This window comes from Lactobacillus sp. XV13L, from assembly GCF_059900875.1.
This window is the reverse complement of sequence record NZ_JBWXGD010000001.1, coordinates 332,472-348,388: the sequence shown is the minus strand read 5'-3', so window position 1 is coordinate 348,388 and position 15,917 is coordinate 332,472. Positions and strand designations below refer to the sequence as shown.

At 53.4% G+C, this 15,917-nt stretch carries 18 protein-coding genes; 17 read left to right on the top strand and 1 reads right to left on the bottom strand.

Annotated elements, in window-relative coordinates; all coding sequences use genetic code 11:
• Positions 1-10: 10 nt before the first annotated feature.
• From rpmA to AC2JF6_RS01565, 12 genes are all read left to right on the top strand, one after another.
• Positions 11-304: a 50S ribosomal protein L27 gene (gene rpmA / locus AC2JF6_RS01620; RefSeq protein ID WP_500729011.1), complete on the top strand. Its 294-nt coding sequence runs from the start codon at positions 11-13 to the stop codon at positions 302-304.
• 148 nt (positions 305-452) lie between these two features.
• On the top strand, positions 453-1,562 hold the full coding sequence (locus tag AC2JF6_RS01615; protein WP_500729010.1) for a M24 family metallopeptidase: 1,110 nt from the start codon (positions 453-455) through the stop codon (positions 1,560-1,562).
• Between the two features lie 72 nt (positions 1,563-1,634).
• Positions 1,635-2,204 carry an elongation factor P gene (efp, locus tag AC2JF6_RS01610; RefSeq protein ID WP_500729008.1) on the top strand — a complete coding sequence of 190 codons (570 nt, stop codon included), beginning with the start codon at positions 1,635-1,637 and terminating at the stop codon, positions 2,202-2,204.
• 18 nt (positions 2,205-2,222) lie between these two features.
• Positions 2,223-2,681 carry an Asp23/Gls24 family envelope stress response protein gene (locus tag AC2JF6_RS01605; RefSeq protein ID WP_500729007.1) on the top strand — a complete coding sequence of 153 codons (459 nt, stop codon included), beginning with the start codon at positions 2,223-2,225 and terminating at the stop codon, positions 2,679-2,681.
• Positions 2,659-3,057, top strand: coding sequence for a transcription antitermination factor NusB (gene nusB / locus AC2JF6_RS01600; protein ID WP_500729006.1), 399 nt, complete (start codon positions 2,659-2,661; stop codon positions 3,055-3,057). Before AC2JF6_RS01605 ends, nusB begins: the two co-directional genes overlap by 23 nt.
• Positions 3,058-3,109: 52 nt before the next feature.
• Positions 3,110-3,958: a tetrahydrofolate dehydrogenase/cyclohydrolase catalytic domain-containing protein gene (locus AC2JF6_RS01595; protein ID WP_500729005.1), complete on the top strand. Its 849-nt coding sequence runs from the start codon at positions 3,110-3,112 to the stop codon at positions 3,956-3,958.
• A complete protein-coding gene (gene xseA, locus AC2JF6_RS01590; protein WP_500729004.1) occupies positions 3,948-5,315 on the top strand; it encodes an exodeoxyribonuclease VII large subunit in 1,368 nt (455 codons plus the stop codon). Before AC2JF6_RS01595 ends, xseA begins: the two co-directional genes overlap by 11 nt.
• Positions 5,296-5,538 carry an exodeoxyribonuclease VII small subunit gene (locus AC2JF6_RS01585; RefSeq protein ID WP_500729003.1) on the top strand — a complete coding sequence of 81 codons (243 nt, stop codon included), beginning with the start codon at positions 5,296-5,298 and terminating at the stop codon, positions 5,536-5,538. Before xseA ends, AC2JF6_RS01585 begins: the two co-directional genes overlap by 20 nt.
• Positions 5,539-5,540: 2 nt before the next feature.
• The gene (locus AC2JF6_RS01580; protein ID WP_500729002.1) at positions 5,541-6,407 is read left to right on the top strand and encodes a polyprenyl synthetase family protein; all 867 of its coding nucleotides are present in this window, start codon (positions 5,541-5,543) and stop codon (positions 6,405-6,407) included.
• Entirely contained in the window at positions 6,408-7,220 is an 813-nt protein-coding gene (locus tag AC2JF6_RS01575) for a TlyA family RNA methyltransferase (protein WP_500729001.1), read from the top strand.
• A 9-nt stretch (positions 7,221-7,229) separates the two neighbouring features.
• The gene (recN, locus tag AC2JF6_RS01570; RefSeq protein WP_500729000.1) at positions 7,230-8,930 is read left to right on the top strand and encodes a DNA repair protein RecN; all 1,701 of its coding nucleotides are present in this window, start codon (positions 7,230-7,232) and stop codon (positions 8,928-8,930) included.
• The gene (locus tag AC2JF6_RS01565) at positions 8,927-9,799 is read left to right on the top strand and encodes a GNAT family N-acetyltransferase (RefSeq protein WP_500728999.1); all 873 of its coding nucleotides are present in this window, start codon (positions 8,927-8,929) and stop codon (positions 9,797-9,799) included. The genes recN and AC2JF6_RS01565 overlap by 4 nt, the downstream gene beginning before the upstream one ends.
• Before the next feature lie 54 nt (positions 9,800-9,853).
• Here the strand turns inward: AC2JF6_RS01565 and AC2JF6_RS01560 are convergent, their stop codons facing one another.
• Entirely contained in the window at positions 9,854-10,129 is a 276-nt protein-coding gene (locus AC2JF6_RS01560) for a hypothetical protein (RefSeq protein ID WP_500728998.1), read from the bottom strand.
• Between the two features lie 209 nt (positions 10,130-10,338).
• Between AC2JF6_RS01560 and gmk the strand changes: the two genes are divergently transcribed.
• The 5 genes from gmk to rsmB are packed head-to-tail and all read left to right on the top strand — an operon-like array spanning position 10,339 to position 15,913.
• Positions 10,339-10,953: a guanylate kinase gene (gene gmk / locus AC2JF6_RS01555; RefSeq protein WP_500728997.1), complete on the top strand. Its 615-nt coding sequence runs from the start codon at positions 10,339-10,341 to the stop codon at positions 10,951-10,953.
• A gap of 2 nt (positions 10,954-10,955) precedes the next feature.
• A complete protein-coding gene (gene rpoZ, locus AC2JF6_RS01550) occupies positions 10,956-11,174 on the top strand; it encodes a DNA-directed RNA polymerase subunit omega (protein WP_500728996.1) in 219 nt (72 codons plus the stop codon).
• 60 nt (positions 11,175-11,234) lie between these two features.
• Complete coding sequence (gene priA, locus AC2JF6_RS01545) at positions 11,235-13,637, top strand: primosomal protein N' (protein ID WP_500728995.1); 2,403 nt, start codon at positions 11,235-11,237, stop codon at positions 13,635-13,637.
• 13 nt (positions 13,638-13,650) lie between these two features.
• Positions 13,651-14,595, top strand: a complete 945-nt coding sequence (fmt, locus tag AC2JF6_RS01540; protein WP_500728994.1) for a methionyl-tRNA formyltransferase — start codon at positions 13,651-13,653, stop codon at positions 14,593-14,595.
• Positions 14,585-15,913, top strand: a complete 1,329-nt coding sequence (gene rsmB, locus AC2JF6_RS01535) for a 16S rRNA (cytosine(967)-C(5))-methyltransferase RsmB (RefSeq protein WP_500728993.1) — start codon at positions 14,585-14,587, stop codon at positions 15,911-15,913. Before fmt ends, rsmB begins: the two co-directional genes overlap by 11 nt.
• Positions 15,914-15,917 lie beyond the last annotated feature (4 nt).

Sequence of the window (15,917 nt, the reverse complement as noted above, 5' to 3'; positions counted from 1 at the left end):
GTAATACATTATGAATATTTTAAATCTTAAATTATTTGCCCACCACAAGGGTGGCGGTTCTACTGCCAACGGTCGTGACTCAGCTGGACGTCGTTTGGGCGCCAAGGCTGCTGATGGCCAAACGATTCATGCGGGTACGATTATTTATCGGCAACGCGGCACGAAGATTCACCCGGGCAAGAACGTTGGCCGTGGTGGAGACGACACCCTGTTTGCTTTGGTAAACGGCGTAGTTAAATTTGAACGTTTGGACAAGTACAGGAAGCAAGTTTCTGTTGTTCCAGTCGAAGAAGAAGCTAAGTAATTTAGTTCTTAACAAAAAGACGAAAAGCATATGCTTCTCGTCTTTTTTACGTTAGGGGTTTTGAGGCGCTAATATTTATGCTCTGGCAGCAGGAAGACGTTAGCGACAAAGTGCAAGCACGTGTTTGCGTATTAGGTGAGGATTCAGCATGAATGAAAAAGACGAATTGTTAACGCTGTTGACTAGAAGAATCGATCAGGTAACCGCATTGGTGCGCGAGCGTGGTGCCGATGCACTGCTTGTTTTTAACCAGGCTAACTACCGCTACTTGACGAATTTTACCGGTGAGGAAGCCCAGCTGATCCTGACGGCCCGCGGTGACCGCATCCTGCTGTCGGATTCGCGCTTTGACAGCCAGATCAAGGCTGAAGCGCCGGGCGAAATGACGGTCATCATGAAGCGCAGCGGCCAGGATGAGGAGATCAGCAGGCAGCTGCAGGGTACCGGCCTGAAAAAGGTCTTGGTCGAAGGCGAATTTGTGTCGGTCGTGGAATTTAAGCAGCTGCAAAAACTAAATCCGCAGATTGATTTTGAAATCTGTGAAGAGTTGGTTGAGCGCGTCCGCAACGTAAAGGATGAGTTGGAGCTTGCGACGCTGCGGCGGGCAATCGATATCTCGATGGACAGTTTCAACGAGATTCTGCCCCTGATTAAGCCCGGTGCGGTTGAACGCAGCGTTGGTGCCAAGCTTGATTATTTCTTCAAGATCAACGGCGGCGATGGCCCCAGCTTTGACACAATCATCGCGTCGGGCGTGCGTTCGGCCTGGGCCCACGGCGTGGCCAGCGATAAGATGATCGAAACAGGCGATTTGGTCGTCATTGATTTTGGTGCCTTTTACCACGGCTACGCGGCTGATATCACGCGGACGGTGGCAGTGGGCAAAGTTGAACGCGAGCTGCGCCAAATATATCAGATTGTGCATGAAGCCCAGCGCCGCGGGATTGCGGCCGCGGTTGCCGGCAACCATGGCAGCGATGTTGACCGGGCGGCGCGTGACTACATCACGGAGCAGGGCTACGGCCAATACTTTGGCCACGGCATCGGTCACGGCATCGGCTTGGAAATCCATGAGTTGTGCCAGCCCGCACTGCCTTTTGGCCGTCAGGAACTGGTTGACAACATGGTGCACACCGTCGAACCCGGGATCTACTTGCCGGGCAAGGGCGGGGTGCGTATTGAGGACGACGTCCTGGTCCACGGGCAGACGCCAGAAACCCTCTCAACTTTGCCTAAGGATGAATTAATTTCTTTGTAAAAGTTCAGGATTATTGATAGTAAAATCACGTGTGAATTGGTAAGATATTATTATGGAGATGAGGTACTTAATATGACAATGATTTCAGTTAACGAATTTAAAAATGGACTGACCATCAAGCATAACAACGATTTGTGGCGGATTGTCGAGTTCCAGCACGTTAAGCCGGGCAAGGGCAGCGCGTTTGTGCGCTCGAAGCTTAAGAGCCTAAACAGCGGTGCGGTGCAGGAGTATACGTTCCGCTCAACCGCCAAGGTTGAAACCGCGGAAATTGAGACCAAGGGGATGCAGTACTTGTACAATGACGGCTCAAGCTACGTCTTCATGGATACGACCACTTACGATCAGCTGGCCATCCCGAACGACCAGGTCCAAGAAGAGGCTAAGTTCCTCAAGGAAAACATGGAAGTAAGCGTAATCATGCATGAAGGCAAAACCCTGGGCATCCAGCTGCCTAATACCGTTGAATTGACGGTTGCCAAGACTGAGCCTAATATTAAGGGTGATACTTCCTCTGGCGGCGGCAAGCCCGCAACAATGGAGACTGGCCTGGTAGTTAACGTACCGTTCTTCATTAATGAAGGAGACAGTTTAATTATTAATACCGTCGATGGGACGTATGTATCGCGTGCTAATAAATAATTTTTCGAGGTAAACAAAATGGCAGATAGTTCAAAAATTGTCTTAGATGATAAAAATAATGGTGAAGTAATCGAAATTGATCCAAGTGTTCTTGAAGTTATCATGGGCATTGCTGCTGAAAAGGTTGACGGAGTTGCACAGCTGCATGGCAGCGTCAGGTCGGGCATTAACCGGGTTTTGGGACTTGAAGACCGGGGCCGCGGCGTTGTCGTCAAGCTCGATGACGACAATAGCCTGATTGCGGACGTCTACGTCAGCATTGAAGCGGGCAGCTATTTGCCAAAAATTGCGATGGATTTGCAAAAATCGTTGAAGCAGCAGGTGCTGCAGATGACTGACCTGTCCTTTAAGGAAATTAACGTTCACGTGACCGGACTCGTATTTCCTGAGGATGAAGAAGAGGAGACCAGCGGCACCTCGAAGCTGTTTGCTGACATTGATGAAAAGAGTAAAGATGAATCAACACGAGAGTCGTAGAACTGCAATGCAGGCGGTCTATTTAGCCAACCAAGATACTAAGTATACCCCTGAGGAAGTTGAAGCTAAGACTGTTGCGATGCTCAACCTTAAGGAATTGTCCGCTTATTCCAAGTCCGTGATTGAGGGCGTAATCGAGAAGCGAGATGAACTTAAGGGCAAGCTGGCCGCTCACCTCAAAGAAAACTGGCGGATTGAGCGGGTTGACCAGATTTCACTGGCTATTTTGGAAATTGCGCTGTATGAGATTACCTATAGTGGTGAAATCGAACCCAGGGCAGCAGTCAATGAAGCTTTAAACTTATGTGACGAATTTGCTGACCCCAAGAGCAAACCCTTTATTAACGGTTTGCTGGCAAATTTTGTTCCAAAATAACTAGTAGTCGGCTGTGAGGCCGACTCTTTTTATTAAGAAGGGAAATGGACGGATGGGTCAATTGTTAGACGGCAAGCTGCTGGCGGATGTCCGTGCGGCCGCGCTTAAAGAAAAAGTAAAGAAGCTCAAGCACGAAGGGATACGGCCCCTGTTTTGCGTAGTTAACGTTGGCGACGATGCTGGCAGCAAAATTTACTTGAAAACGAAGAAGAAGCGGGCAGACGAGGTGGGAATCGCCCAGCGGGTCTACCAGCTGCCCGCAAGTGCAAGCCAGGGCGAGGTGTGCGCGTTGCTCGACCGCCTTAATGCGGATGAGCGTGTGCACGGCGTCATGATTCAGCTGCCCGTACCCGGACAGATCGACGTTAACGAGGCGCTTGAACACATTGATCCGGAAAAAGACGTCGATTGCCTGACACCAAGCAACATCGGCCGGCTGTGGCGCGGCGACCACTTCGTCGAGCCGGCAACCGTCCACGGCATTTTAACCCTGCTGGATCATTACCACATCAATCTCCGCGGCCAAAACGTGGCAATTATTGGCCGCTCGGGTATTGTGGGCAAGCCCCTGGCCGCGCTTTTGCTAGAGCGTGACGCCACGGTATCGATTCTGCATTCACAGTCATGTGACCTGCAGGAATATACGAAAAACGCCGACGTTCTGATTTCTGCGGCCGGCCATGCGCACCTGGTTACTGCCGATATGGTCAAGGAGGGCGCCACTATTGTGGATGTTGGCATCAGCCGCGCTTGCGGCAAGGTTGTCGGCGACGTGGACTTTGCCGGGGTTTTGCCCAAGGCGAGCTACATTACCCCGGTTCCGGGTGGCATCGGGCCCTTAACGGTCGAGGCGCTGATGGAACAAGTGGTAAAATTGACGAGGAGAAAAGATGGACGATAATAAGTATCTTAGCGTTACGGATTTAAATTATTATATTACGCAAAAATTTAAGAATGATCCGTACCTGCACAAAGTTTTTCTTCAGGGGGAATTATCCAACTTTCGCTTCCGGCGCAACTCCCACCAGTATTTTTCACTGAAGGATGAGAAGTCCAAGATTAATGTAGTCATGTTTAGGTCCCACTTCGACAAGGTCAAGTTCAGGCCGGAGGAGGGCATGAAGGTTTACATCAGCGGCTACGTCAGCGTCTACGGCCCCCAGGGCTCCTATCAGTTTTACGCCGAAGCAATGGAGCCGGCCGGGCTCGGCGCTCTGTATGAGCAGCTCAAGCAGCTGCAGAAAAAACTTGCCCAGGAGGGCTTGTTTGACCAAGAGCACAAACGGCCCTTGCCCCATTTTCCCGACCACATTGCGGTTGTTACCAGTGCCGCCGGTGCGGTCATTCACGACATCCTGGTGACGGTCAACCGGCGCTTTCCGCACGCGCAGGTCGACCTGTTCCCGGCGCAGGTGCAGGGCGACCGTGCTGCAGCATCGCTGATCCGGGCCATGAAGCAGATTGCCGCGTGCGGCGACAAGTATGACGTAATGATTATTGGCCGCGGCGGGGGCTCGCTTGAGGACCTGTGGCCGTTTAATGAGGAAGAGGTCGTGCGGCAGGTTTACCAGATGGCCATGCCCGTCATTTCATCGGTGGGCCACGAAACGGACACGACGCTCTGCGACCTGGTTGCAGACGTCCGGGCCGCAACCCCGACGGCCGCGGCTGAATACGCGACGCCCAACTTAACGGATGAACTGGCTAGCATTCACCAGCTGCAGGGCAGGCTCCTAATAAGCATGCAGAACACCATCAGGGTGCGGCGAGAGACGCTCGAGCGGATCAACAACTCAGTTATTATGCGCGAGCCGGGCAGGCTTTACGACGAACAGGCCCAAACACTGGACCTGCTGCGCGCGCAGTTGAACCGCAACGTGCTCCACCAGATGGAACGGGCCCGGCAGAACTACCGCTTGCTGGCGCAGAAGCTGCGTTCTGCGAGTCCGGACAAGCGGATTGGGCAAATGCAGCAGCAGGCGGGGTTTTATTACCAGAACCTGCTCGATGTTATGCGCCACTTTGTGGGTGATAAAAGACACGGACTGGCCCAGCTCGCGCAGCAATTGAACGATTACAGCCCGCTTAAAACCTTGGACCGCGGCTACGTCTATGTGACCGCAGCTGATAAGGGCACGGTCAGCTCGGTTGCGCAGGTCGCAAAGGAAGATGAGGTTGCCCTGCACTTTAAGGATGGTCGTGCAACCGCAGTGATCAAATCAACGAGGAGAAACAATAATGGTAGCAAAGAAAAATAATTTTGAAGAGCAATTGAAGGAGCTGCAGGAGATAGTCAATAGCCTTGAAGGCGGCAATGTTCCCTTGGAGGAAGCCCTGACCGCGTTTCAGACCGGCGTCAAGCTGAGCCGCGACCTGAACAAGAAGTTGACGGCGGCCGAGGAGACTGTGGCCAAGCTGATCGACGAGGATGGGACCGAACATCCGCTGGATCCGAACAATGCAGCGGCACCGGAAGAATAACGATGAACTTTAACGACTTTAGGAAAAAATGGACGCCGGTGGTGGATGAATTCCTGTCTGCGCACCTGGCGGGAGAAATAGACGATGAAAAAATCAGCCGCATTATGAGCTATTCGGTCATGGCCGGCGGCAAGCGGCTGCGGCCGCTCCTGTTTCTGGCGACTCTTGCTGCCCTTGAACGTGAAATAACGCCCGCCGACGTGCAAATTGCGTGCGGCATCGAGTTGATTCACACGTATTCGCTGATTCACGATGACCTGCCCGCGATGGATAATGATGATTACCGGCGGGGCAAGCTGACCAGCCATAAAAAATGGGGCGAAGCCGAGGCAATTTTGGCGGGCGATGCGCTCCTGCCACTGGGCATCCGGTGGATTGCCACGGGCACTAACAAGATCGAGCTGGTGAGGATTATCACGGATGCGGTCGGTGCCAACGGCATGGTGGGCGGCCAGTACCTGGATATCGACTCGACCAACAATGCCAGCGTTGCCGGCGACGTTGCGTTCATCAACCGGATGGAGTGGCTTAAGACCGGCTGCTTGATTGAAGCCTGCGTTGAGATGGCCGTTGCCCTGACGGGTGCTGACGGTGAAACCAAAAATAAGCTCCAGGCGTTTGCACAGAAATTCGGCCGCTCATACCAGATCTACGACGACCTGGTTGATGTTGTTGAGACTACCGCGGAAGCCGGCAAGGCAACCCACAAGGACCAAGAACACGGCAAAAACAACACGCTGACGCTGAAGGGGCTGGAAGAGAGCCGTCGCCAGTTGAGCGACTTGATCAGCGCGGCCAGGGCTAGCCTGGCGGGCCTTGACGGAAGCGTTCTCAGCGGCTTTCTCGATTTGTACCAAAAGGTGTTATAGATGGCAAAAGAAAGAGCAGATGTATTACTGGCCAAGCAGGGCGTTTTTCATTCCCGGACGCAGGCCCAGCGTGCGATCATGGCGGGACTGGTGTCCGACCACAACCACCAGCGGATTGACAAGAGCGGTACGAGCTTTCCAAGCGACGAACGGTTCTTCGTCAAGGCGACCAAGAAGAAGTACGTGTCCCGCGGTGGCTTTAAGCTGGAAAAGGCCCTGAAGGCCTTCGCAATCGATTTGACGGACAAGGTTTGCCTCGACATTGGATCATCGACCGGGGGCTTTACCGATGTGGCGCTGCAAAACAAGGCGAAAATGGTCTACGCACTTGATGTCGGCTACAACCAGCTGGCCTGGCAGCTGCGGGACGATCCGCGCGTCGTGGTAATGGAGAAGCAGAACTTCCGCTACAGCAAGCCGGAGGACTTTAAACGCGGCCTGCCGGACTTTGCGATGACCGACGTTTCGTTTATTTCGCTGGACCTCATCATGCCGCCCATGTTTCAGATTTTGAAAAACAACTGCGAAGCGGTGTGCCTGATCAAGCCCCAGTTTGAGGCGGGACCGGAAAATGTCGGTAAACACGGCATTGTTCACGACCATGCCGTCCACCGTGCGGTCATTGAGCACACGGTGGATCAAGCGCGCGCAATCGGCTTCAACGTTCTAAACGTGGACTATTCGCCGATTAAGGGCGGCAAGGGCAACATTGAATTCTTGATTCACTTACAAAAAGACGTTCGCGCGGGCGGCAGGCTATTGTGGTCTGAAACCGCAGAAGACGTTGTCGCACGGGCGGCTGCCGAACTTTAGGAGAAAATTATGCTAGTTGAACTGGACATTAAAAACTTCGCTATTATCAAGGCATTAAAGGTTCGCTTTCAAGAAAACATGACGGTGCTGATCGGTGAGACCGGTGCCGGCAAGTCGATCATTATTGACGCCGTTTCGCTGCTCATGGGCGGCCGCGGGCAGAAAGAAATGATCCGCTCGGGGGAAAAGAAGGCGGTTGTTAGCGGCCTTTTTGAAATTGAGCCGGGGTCTGCCGGTTCCAATCATATCGCCGCACTCTGCGAGGAGTACGGCCTGCCCGATTCGGACGGCCAGCTCGTCATCAGCCGCGAGTTGGCCGCAAAGGGCCGCAACGTCGTGCGGATCAACGGCCAGTTGACGACCATCAACGTCTTGCGCTTGGTGGGCAACTACCTGGTCGACATTCACGGGCAAAACGACCAGCAGATCCTGATGGACCAGGACAGGCAGATCGACCTGGTCGATAACTATGCACCCGCAAGCTTCAAGCAGACCCTTGCGGACTACCAGAGTGATTACCGCGACTGGCAAAAGCTGACCGCCCGGCTGAGTCACTTGCGCCAGGACGCGCAGGAACTCGCCCAGAAGCAGGACATTCTGACTTTTCAAAACGATGAGCTGACTGCGGCCAACCTGAGCGATCCGGCTGAGGACGAGCACCTCGAACAGGAGTATAGCGAGCTTAACAACTACCAGAAAATAGTCGATACGGCCAACTACCTGATGCAGCTTTACGATGACGATGAGCACGGCATCGAAACGCTGCTCGGCAATGCGCAGAATGCGGCTAACGAACTGTCGGAGTATGGTGCCAAGTTCAAGGATATTGCCGCGACGATCGATGACGGGGTCTTTGCCCTGAGCGACGCGCGCAGCGAGTTATCCAACGTTCTTGATACGCTTGACTTTGACGGGGAACGGTTCCAGTACGTTTCGAGCCGCCTGGACCTGCTCAACTCGCTCAAGAAAAAATACGGCCCGACCCTGCGGGATGTTTTTGCCTTTTACGAGAAGGTGCAAAAGGAGTTAGGCCAGTACGAAACCGGCGGTCTCGACGAGGAAAGCCTGCAGAAGCAGGTGACCGAAGTTGAGGCCAGACTGGCGGATGAAGCCCAGAAGCTGCACCAAACCCGCATTAAGGTTGCGGGCACGCTTGAAGACAAGATCAAGCAGGAGCTGGCCGACCTTTACATGGCCAAGGCCCGGTTCTCCATCTCGTTTTCACGGGCCAACACGTATACCAAAAAGGGCACAGACGAGGTCGTCTTCCTGATTGCGCCTAACCCCGGGGAAGAGCTGCTGCCGCTGGTAAAAATCGTTTCCGGCGGTGAGCAGTCCCGCCTGATTTTGGCCTTAAAGGCAATCTTTAGCCGGGTTGAACCGGTGGGGACGATGATCTTCGATGAGATTGATACCGGCGTGTCGGGGCGGGTTTCGGCGGCAATCGGCCAGAAACTGCACTCAATCGGTGAACACAAGCAGGTGATTGCAATCACGCACTCGCCGCAAGTTGCGGCCGCCGGTGACCAGAAGTACCTGGTTGCCAAGAAGGTTGAGGACGGCGCCACCTACACCCAGATCGGTCCGCTCACGCAGGAGGAGACCGTCACGGCGATTGCCGAGATGATGGCCGGCAGCAACGTGACCCAGGCGGCCAAGCAGAATGCCAAGGACCTGATGAAGAGTTTTAAAAGGAAAAAGCAAAAATGAAGTACGTTGAAAAAATAACGCTGTCCAAAAAAGAAACGGACCAGGCTGAAAGGTTGGCGCAATTGGTGCACGAAAAAGACGGTACCTATTCGGATATCTACCTGAATAACCAGTACAACTACTTTGCGGACATGCCGACCTTTGTTTTGGCCTACCACGAAGACGAGCTGGTCGGGCTGACCATGCTCTACGCTGATGATGCGCCCAATGAAGGGGTCGACATCCACCTGGAGGTTGCACCAAGCATGCGCAGGCGCAAAATTGCGCAGGCAATGCTTGCGCGGGCTTACAAAATCCTGTCCCGTTACGGGTACGAGCAATTTTACTACGTTTGTGAGCAGGGCTTTTTAGACCTCAATCCTCAGTTTTTGGCAAACGTTAAGCTGGAAGTGGACGATGCGGAATACAATATGTGCTGCACCGCACCTGCGCCGATTGCCCATGACGATGAGCTTGACCAGGCTTTGACCGTGCGCACGTTAAGTCCAGCAGACGTTGACGAGGTGGCGGCGATGCACAGTCAGGCCTTTGGCGAAAACCCCGCATCTTCCAGGAAGTATATTGCCCAGGGGCTGGAGGATAAGGATGCGTGCAGCTTTGTCCTGGTCTGCCAGGATAAAATCGCGGGCTACTGTGCGGTGGATGTCGGGACGTATGACTACTTTTTTGGCCTGTTCGTCGTAAAAGAGCTGCGCGGCCACGGCTTTGCCACGTACTTCATCAAGAAGATGATGAAGAAGCGCCAACAGCAGGGTGCAAGTAAATTTGTCCTGGACGTCGAGGCTGACAACCGCGCGGCCATCCACGCTTATCAAAATGCCGGGTTTGAATTCAGGGGCAAAACAGTTTACCTGGTCAAGAAAGATTGACCGGCATATAAAAAATAGTCAGGATGCAATTCTGACTATTTTTTTGCTTAATTTTTATGCCAGGTCGACGCGGAAGATGCTGTCGATGTCCACTATCCTGATCAGTCTGTGATCGGTTGACCGTAGGACAAAGCGGCCGGCCGAAACGCGCCGGGCAACCTGACCAACCTCGCTTGTACCGTCCTGGTAGGAGAGCAGAACGTATGCGCGGTGAAGGAGCGCCCACTCCAGCGCGCAGAGGATTTCGCTATTGTACTGGTTGTAGATGCTTAATTTGTCGTCGTCGTAAGCGAATAAGTAATGGTAGACTTTTTTGAGTGAATTTTTCATCAGCACGCACCTCACAGTTTTATCGAACATTTGTTTGACAAAACCAATTATAGAACATCTGTTCAGAAAAACAAGCTTTTAGTTTGAATTTATTTGAGGCGTTTTGGTATGCAAATATCTTATCGGGATATTTTATTAATCGCTCAGCTTGAAAATATTTTCCTTTTAGTGCAAACTAGATATAATAGCTTTTTATAGGGGAGTATGGCATGGTAGAAAGAGGTTTGTTGCTTGTCCTTTCGGGACCTTCTGGGGTTGGCAAGGGAACCGTTAAAAGTGCAATCGTCGAAAACAAGGTTTTCCCGTTTGAGTATTCGGTTTCGATGACAACGAGGAGGCCCAGGCCGGGCGAAGTTGACGGTCAGGACTATTATTTTGTTAGCGAAGAACAATTCAAGGAAGCTATTGGCCGCGGTGAGCTGTTAGAGTACAACCGGTACGTGAACAACTATTACGGCACCCCGCTGGTACCGGTTAAGAAGATGCTGGCTGCGGGCAAGGACGTTCTGCTTGAGATTGACGTGAATGGTGCGCAAAAGGTGCGTGAAAAAATGCCGGATGGCGTCTTTATTTTTCTGACGCCGCCTGACCTGCACACGCTGCACTTGCGCTTGGAAAACCGGGGAACAGAACCAGAGGACGTGATTGTGGGCCGGATCAAGCAGGCCCGCAATGAGATATTGGTCATGCAGGATTACGACTACGCCGTCGTCAACGATACGGTTGCTAATGCCGTTGATCACATTAAAGCAATTGTTGATGCCGAGCACGTGAGCGTTAAGCGTGTCATCGATACCTATCGGAAAATGGTCAGGGAGGATTAAAGATGAGAGTAACATATCCATCAATTGATAAGTTGTTAGACCGCGTTGATTCGCGCTATTCACTTTCTGTGCTTGCCGCAAAGAGGGCACACGAATTAGAGGCCGGCGAGCCGGATGCGCTTAAGGAATACCAATCACTAAAACCAGTGGGCAAGGCCCTTGAGGAAATTGAAGCCGGCAAGGTTACGGTTGACCCTAAACATAGCCAGGTCAATAAATAGTTGGTAAAATTATGACCCCCATCACCAAAAGGATGGAGGTCATTTTTTGAAGGTGATTAAATGATTGCACAAATTATTGTTGATATTGCGGCCAAGCAGACAGACCGGATCTTTGAGTACCATATTCCCGCTGCGCTTGAGGGTGACGTTGAGGTGGGCTCCCGGGTTTTTGTCCCCTTTGGCACCCGCAAACTGCAGGGCTTCGTTGTGGGCTTAAGCACGAAGAGCCACTTCCAGGGCAAGCTGCGCGACCTGCTGCTGGTCGTTGACGAAATGCCGCCACTGACGCCCGAACTGGTGGAATTGTCGCGGGCCCTGGCCAACCGCGTTTTTTCTTACCGCATTTCGATTCTCAAGGCAATGCTGCCGCGGGTGATGCGGGCAAACTACCGCAAGATCCTGACGCCGGTCACGCCCCGGGCCAAAAAAATGTCCCTCTTTCAGGGTGATCCGGTTGACCTCTCCCAGGTCACCGATAACGAGGAGATTGTTTTTATCCGCAAGCTGCTGCGTGCGCAGGACGCCAAGATTGAGTACATCGTCGAAAACCGGGCGCGCGTCAAGACGCAAAACTGCTACTCGCTGCCGCTGGACAAGGAAAAGTACGCCGCGATTTATGAATCGCTTAGGTCCAACGCGGTGAAGCAAAAGCAGCTTTTAATGTACGTGATTGAGAATTACGCGGACTTTCCGCAGGTGCAAGCGCAGCTAGAGCAAAGCGCCGGGGTTCACACCGCAGACCTGAACGGGGCCGTAAAGAAGGGCTGGCTTAAAAAGGAAGCAACTGAGGTTTACCGCGATCCGCTGGCTGGTTTTGTGGGCCAGGCTCATGAACCCAAGGAAAACCAGCTGAATAGCGAGCAAAGCGCTGCCCTAGACGAACTCAAGCCTGCAATCCGAGAAAAGCGGGCGCAAACCTTTTTGCTTGAGGGGGTAACAGGCAGCGGCAAGACCGAGGTCTACCTGCATGCGATTAGTCAGGTGCGGGCAACCGGTAAAAATGCGCTCATGCTGGTGCCGGAGATCTCGCTGACGCCGCAAATGGTGGAGCAGGTTAAGGGGCGCTTTGGCAAGCAGGTTGCGGTCATGCACAGCGGACTGTCGGAGGGTGAACTATACGATGAATGGCGGCGCATTCGCCGCGGCGAGGTTCACGTCGTTGTTGGGGCCCGCAGCGCCGTCTTTGCACCCTTAACCAATATTGGCCTGATTGTGATTGACGAGGAGCACGAATCTTCCTACAAGCAGGAGGATAATCCACGCTATCATGCACGCGATGTTGCCATTTGGCGCAGCAAGTACAATTCGTGCCCGCTGATCCTGGGCAGTGCAACGCCTTCGCTTGGCAGTCGGGCGCGGGCCCAAAAGGGGGTCTACCGCTTGCTGCGTCTGACAAGGCGGGCCAACCAGCAAAAATTACCCCAAGTATCTCTCATCGACCTGAAGCAGACCAGTTTTGCGGGCAGCCAGTTTGACCTGTCTGACCGGCTCGTTGATGCAATCAAGGAGCGTCTGGCACGCGGGGAGCAGGTCATCTTGATGCTCAACCGGCGCGGTTTTGCCAACTTCATGCTGTGCCGCGAGTGCGGCTACGTTATGAAGTGTCCCAATTGTGACCTCTCCTTGACCATGCACAAGGATACAATGCAGATGCAGTGCCACTACTGCGGCTATGCCACTGCTGTTCCGCAGGTCTGTCCCAACTGCAAGAGCCGCAAGATTCGCTTTTTGGGAACGGGAACGCAGAAGATTAAGGAAGAACTAGGCGCACTGCTGCCCGCGGCCCGGGTGCTGCGGATGGACGTGGACACGACGAGGCGCAAAGGGTCCTTCAAAAAAATCCTCGATGCCTTCGGCAGTCATGAGGCAGACATACTGCTCGGAACGCAAATGATTGCCAAGGGACTGGATTTTCCCAGCGTGACGCTGGTCGGCGTTGTCAATGCCGACACCGGCCTCTGGTTGCCCGATTACAACGCGTCCGAACGCACCTTCGAACTCTTGACCCAGGTTGCGGGCCGCGCCGGGCGCGCGGACAAGACCGGGGAAGTCATCATTCAGACTTTTAACCCTGACCACTATGCGGTTAAATTTGCGCAGACCCAGGACTATGAGCGCTTTTACTCCTATGAAATGAACGTGCGCCACGCCGGCAATTACCCGCCTTATTTTTACACCGTCCTTATTGCGGTTGCTTCCAAGAAGGAACAGAACGCCGCGCGTGCGGCCTTCAAGATCAAAAACCGCCTCCAGCAAAGCCTGCAGCGGTCGACCATTATCCTGGGGCCGACGCCGAGCGCAATTTCTCGCCTAAAAAATCAATATTATTACCAAATACTGGTAAAATATAAAAAAGAGGATAACCTAAATAATTTGTTGCACCAAATTCAAGATTCAGCGCAGGAAGTCAAGAAGTACGGACTAAATATCTACATTGATAACGAGCCCGAACGCATTATGTAAGGGGGATACGATAATGACATCAGTAATTTTTATGGGGACGCCAGACTTTGGCGTGCCGATTTTAAAAGCACTAGTGGCAAATAATTATGAAGTCAAGGCCGTGGTAACGCAGCCGGACAAGAAGGTGGGCCGCAAGCAGCAGGTAACTAAGACGCCGGTTAAGGCCGCCGCTGAGGAATTGGGCCTGCCGGTCTACCAACCGGCCAGGCTGCCGCGGTCGCCGGAACTGGCCGACCTGATTGCACTGCATGCCGACCTGATAATCACCGCTGCTTACGGGCAGTTTTTGCCCACCACGTTTTTGCGGTCCGTCAAGGTTGCTGCGGTGAACGTTCACGGCTCGCTCCTGCCCAAATACCGCGGCGGTGCGCCTATTCAGTATTCGCTGATCAACGGCGATAAAAAAACGGGCGTAACCATCATGGAAATGGTCAAGGAAATGGATGCCGGCGCTATCTACGCCCAGCAGGCCATTAAGATTGAAGACGACGATACGGCGGGCAGCATTTTTGCCAAACTGGCGCTTGTGGGCCGCGACCTCTTGCTTGAGACCCTGCCCCAGATTATTGCCAATCCGGATAAGAAGACGCCGCAGGATCCGGCCAAGGTTGTTTTTGCGCCCAATATCAGTAAGCAGCAGGAACAGATTAAGCCCGCGATGACGGCGAGCGCGGCCAACAACTTGATCCGGGGGCTTAATCCGGCGCCCGGGGCCTACTTGAGTGTCGGTGGCAAAAGGCTCAAGGTCTGGCGTGCACGGGTCAGTCCGCAAAAGACGAGCCTGCCCGCCGGCAGCCTCGTTGCCAAGGACGGCCGCTTTGCCCTCAGCTTTGCAAGTGGGACGGTTTTAGACCTAGAAGAAGTGCAGCCCGCGGGGAAGAAGTCAATGCCGGTTAAGAACTTTTTGAACGGGCAGGGCGCAAAGTTCAACGTAGGAGAAAAAATTGTTGACGAGTAAAAGCAAAAGCGCGCGTGCCGTGGCACTCAAAACCCTGGTGCACGTTCTGCACGACGGGTCGTATTCCAATATCAGTTTAAACAACGCCCTGCAGGGTTCCTCCCTGTCGCCCGTTGACCGCAGTTTTGCAACGCGGCTGGTATACGGCACAATTCAGTACAAGATATACCTGGAGTTCCAGCTGCACGACCTCATCAAGACCAAGCTCAAGGAGAATTATCTGCAGCCGCTCCTTCTCATGTCGGCCTACCAGATTATTTTCATGGACAAGGTGCCCAGCCGGGCGGTTGTGAATGAGGCCAACATCTTGGCCAAGCAGTTTGGCAAGAGCCATTCGACGGGCTTCAAGGTTGTCAACGGCGTTCTGCGTGCGCTCATTAGGCGCGGCCCCCTCCTGCCCAACCCCGATGATAAGATCAATTACCTCAGCGTGAAGGAGAGCGTGCCCAAGTGGCTGGTCCAGTACATGGTTGATCACTGGGGCGCAGAGCGAGCTGCCAGCATCCTGACTTCTATCAATGAGCCCGCCAAAAATACGGTGCGGGTTGCACGTCTGGCGGACACCGCCAACGTTAGTGCCGAGTTGTCCGCTTTGGACTTTGCACCGCAAGAATCTGCCCTAACCAGCCAGGAGCTGGTTCTGAGTCACGGGGGCGTCAGCACGACCGCCTTGTTTAAAAGGGGCCAATTGACAATTCAGGATGAAGCCGCCAGCTTGGCCGTCAGCGCGTTTGCTTTTTCCGGGGATGAAGAGGTGCTTGACGCCTGCAGTGCGCCCGGTGGCAAGACTGTTCAAATAGCCGAAAATTTGCCTCACGGGCACGTGACGGCGCTGGATATTCACGAGAATAAATTGCGCCTGGTCAAGCAGAACTGCCAGCGGATGAACGTTGGGCAGCGGCTGACGACGAGGGCCATCGATGCCCGCAATGCGGATACGGTGTTTGAAGCCGGCCAATTCGCCAAAATCCTGGTGGATGCGCCGTGCTCCGGACTCGGACTGCTGCGGCGCAAGCCCGAGATTCGCTACAACAAGAGCCGGTCCGACCTGGATGATTTAGCGCAAATTCAGCTGGCAATTTTGAAGCACGTGGCGCCGCTCTTGTCTATTGGCGGTGAATTGGTATATTCTACTTGTACAATCACGGCTGCGGAAAACGAAGAGGTTGTCAGGGCTTTTTTGCGGGCGAATCCGGCATTTGAGCTGCGGCCCTTTACGGCGGGCAAAATAGCAGCACCAAGCGGGATGCTGAAGATTTTGCCAGATAGTTATGGCAGTGATGGCTTTTTCATTGCCAAGTTTGTAATGCGAGGTTAAGGTT

Coding starts and splice junctions, on each gene's coding strand:
- rpmA (WP_500729011.1), top strand. CDS start 11: ATGAATATTTTAAATCTTAAATTATTTGCCCACCACAAGGGTGGCGGT.
- AC2JF6_RS01615 (WP_500729010.1), top strand. CDS start 453: ATGAATGAAAAAGACGAATTGTTAACGCTGTTGACTAGAAGAATCGAT.
- efp (WP_500729008.1), top strand. CDS start 1,635: ATGACAATGATTTCAGTTAACGAATTTAAAAATGGACTGACCATCAAG.
- AC2JF6_RS01605 (WP_500729007.1), top strand. CDS start 2,223: ATGGCAGATAGTTCAAAAATTGTCTTAGATGATAAAAATAATGGTGAA.
- nusB (WP_500729006.1), top strand. CDS start 2,659: ATGAATCAACACGAGAGTCGTAGAACTGCAATGCAGGCGGTCTATTTA.
- AC2JF6_RS01595 (WP_500729005.1), top strand. CDS start 3,110: ATGGGTCAATTGTTAGACGGCAAGCTGCTGGCGGATGTCCGTGCGGCC.
- xseA (WP_500729004.1), top strand. CDS start 3,948: ATGGACGATAATAAGTATCTTAGCGTTACGGATTTAAATTATTATATT.
- AC2JF6_RS01585 (WP_500729003.1), top strand. CDS start 5,296: ATGGTAGCAAAGAAAAATAATTTTGAAGAGCAATTGAAGGAGCTGCAG.
- AC2JF6_RS01580 (WP_500729002.1), top strand. CDS start 5,541: ATGAACTTTAACGACTTTAGGAAAAAATGGACGCCGGTGGTGGATGAA.
- AC2JF6_RS01575 (WP_500729001.1), top strand. CDS start 6,408: ATGGCAAAAGAAAGAGCAGATGTATTACTGGCCAAGCAGGGCGTTTTT.
- recN (WP_500729000.1), top strand. CDS start 7,230: ATGCTAGTTGAACTGGACATTAAAAACTTCGCTATTATCAAGGCATTA.
- AC2JF6_RS01565 (WP_500728999.1), top strand. CDS start 8,927: ATGAAGTACGTTGAAAAAATAACGCTGTCCAAAAAAGAAACGGACCAG.
- AC2JF6_RS01560 (WP_500728998.1), bottom strand. CDS start 10,129: ATGAAAAATTCACTCAAAAAAGTCTACCATTACTTATTCGCTTACGAC.
- gmk (WP_500728997.1), top strand. CDS start 10,339: ATGGTAGAAAGAGGTTTGTTGCTTGTCCTTTCGGGACCTTCTGGGGTT.
- rpoZ (WP_500728996.1), top strand. CDS start 10,956: ATGAGAGTAACATATCCATCAATTGATAAGTTGTTAGACCGCGTTGAT.
- priA (WP_500728995.1), top strand. CDS start 11,235: ATGATTGCACAAATTATTGTTGATATTGCGGCCAAGCAGACAGACCGG.
- fmt (WP_500728994.1), top strand. CDS start 13,651: ATGACATCAGTAATTTTTATGGGGACGCCAGACTTTGGCGTGCCGATT.